The organism is Bradyrhizobium vignae, assembly GCF_004114425.1.
Lineage (GTDB): Bacteria > Pseudomonadota > Alphaproteobacteria > Rhizobiales > Xanthobacteraceae > Bradyrhizobium > Bradyrhizobium vignae.
Genome location: NZ_RDQF01000134.1, coordinates 1 through 2,106 on the forward strand (window position 1 = coordinate 1; position 2,106 = coordinate 2,106).

Below are 2,106 nucleotides of genomic sequence, written 5' to 3' on the forward strand. Positions count from 1 at the left end.
TGCAGGCGGATTGCTATGGCGGCTTCGAGCCGTTGTTCGACCCAAAAAGGAAAGCAATGCCGATCACGCCGGCATTTTGCCTGGCCCATGCGCGGCGGGGATTCTTCGAGCTGGCTGACATCGAGAAAGCCGCCCGGGAAGGCAAGGGCAAACCGGTCTCTCCGATCGCGCTGGAGGCGGTTAGGCGTCTGGATGCGTTGTTCGAGATCGAGCGCGCCATCAACGGCCGTAGCGCCGACGAGCGGCGTGCCGTGCGCCAGGAGCGGAGCAAGCCGCTGCTCGACGACATGCACGACTGGCTGCTCCGCGAGCGAGAAACCCTCTCGCGCTCATCCGAGGTCCTGAAGCCCATGAACTACATGCTTAAGCGCTGGGACGACTTCGTCCGCTTCCTCGACGATGGCAGGATCTGCTTGACCAACAATTGCGCTGAGCGTGCATTGAGAGGCATTGCCTTGGGAAGGCGCAACTGGACCTTCGCTGGCAGCCAGCGTGGCGCCGATCGTGCAGCTATCATGCTGACGATGATCACGACCTGTCGCCTCAATGACGTCGATCCCAAGGCTTGGCTCGCCGACGTCCTCGCCCGGATCGCTGATCTTCCCACCTCGCGTCTGCGCGAACTGCTGCCCTGGGAATGGAAGCTCCTGCACCAAGCCGGCAAGTCCGCCAATCAGCAAGCCGCCTGACCCTTCACGCAACGCCATCGTAGAACTCGCCGTGCTCGCGCGCATGCGTCAATCAGGCGGCCTTCGTCGTATGCGTACTTCATTCAGACCCTAACAATGGTGGATATCGCAACGGGGTGGACCGAAGCTTTCCGCTCGTCGCGCGGGAAGCAGCTCTTGTGGTCGAGGGTCTCGAGCGCGCGCAGAACATATTCCATGGCCCGTTCGCGGGTTCGATTTTGACAGCGACGGCGCCTTCATGAACGACAGGGTCGTGTCGTGGTGCCGCTCTCACAATGTCGAAATCACTCTTCCAGGGCCTACAAGAAGAACGATCTGGATTCGTTGAACAAAAGAACGAAGCTGTCGTTCGCCGCCTGGTGGGCTACGGGCGGTTTGAAGGCATCGATGCCGCTCGCCCATTAGCTCGCCTGTTTGCGGCGGCACGGCTGTACATCAATTTTCTTCCACGCTTCGTGCTTGAGTATCTAATCCCGACAGGTGCTTTCGCCGATTTGAGCTGCCAGTGCGCATTTCCTCCAGAAGGAGTTAGAGTCCGGCCCGAATAAGGACGGACAGATGAGGCGAGTAAGGTTCACAGAAGAGCAGTTTATCGCGGCATTAAAGGGGCATGAGGCTGGGGCGAAGACAGCCGCCTGGCTCGCAAGCACGGTATTTCCGAGGCGACCATCTACAATTGGAACGCCAAATTCGGCGGCATGGACGATTCCGAGGCGAAGCGGCTGAGGGCGTTGGAAGAGGAGAACGCGAAGCTGAAGAAGCTTCCAGCCGAGCAGACGCTCGACGCGGCTGCCCTTCGCGAGCTGCGTTCAAAAAAATGGTAGAACCCGCCGCCAAGCGCGCTGTGCGGTCGAGCATCTGCAGGCCGTGATGAGCCTGTCGGAACAGCGGGCCTGCTCCATCGCCGGGGCGGATCGGAAGATGATCCGCTATCGATCCAGCCGCCCGCCGGACGCAGTTCTGCGTGGCCAATTGCGCGAAGCGGCGGCGTTTCGGCTAGCGCCGTTTGTTCGTCCTGCTGCGGCGGGAGGGCGAGCCATCGGGGATCAACTGGATCTACCGGCTGTATCGCGAGGCGGGGCTCACCGGCCGCAAGCGGCAATGCGCCACGATTTGAGACTATGTTGAAGATTTCGGAGTACTTTGCTCCTTGTGATTATTTCCAGCGCGGGTGCCCCCTCGGGTTCAAGCCCATGACGTATAAACAAGAAGGCCGACTCCCTAAAGATGAGGGATCCCACGTCGTTTCCCTCGTGTCATGATGTCAAGCGACGTCCGGATTTAACCCCGCATATTGCCTCAGATGACAATGTTACTGAAGCGCACCCTGGTGTCTTTCTGGATCGGCTGCCGCGAGTCGGAGCAAGCCGCTCGCGAAGCGCGCCCTCCAGAGCGCCGTAGCGAGCGAGCGGCTTGC

General features: G+C 60.5%; 2 protein-coding genes and 1 pseudogene. All 3 read left to right on the plus strand.

What is annotated here, in order from left to right; all coding sequences use genetic code 11:
* A partial coding sequence (gene tnpC, locus EAV90_RS39050; RefSeq protein WP_129146468.1) for an IS66 family transposase occupies window positions 1–689 on the plus strand: 689 nt, incomplete at its 5' end.
* A gap of 275 nt (window positions 690–964) precedes the next feature.
* Window positions 965–1,237, plus strand: coding sequence for a hypothetical protein (locus tag EAV90_RS39055; RefSeq protein WP_129146469.1), 273 nt, complete (start codon window positions 965–967; stop codon window positions 1,235–1,237).
* A gap of 10 nt (window positions 1,238–1,247) precedes the next feature.
* Window positions 1,248–1,791 (plus strand): annotated as a pseudogene (locus EAV90_RS39060) (transposase); the annotation flags it as partial.
* Between the last annotated feature and the right edge of the window lie 315 nt (window positions 1,792–2,106).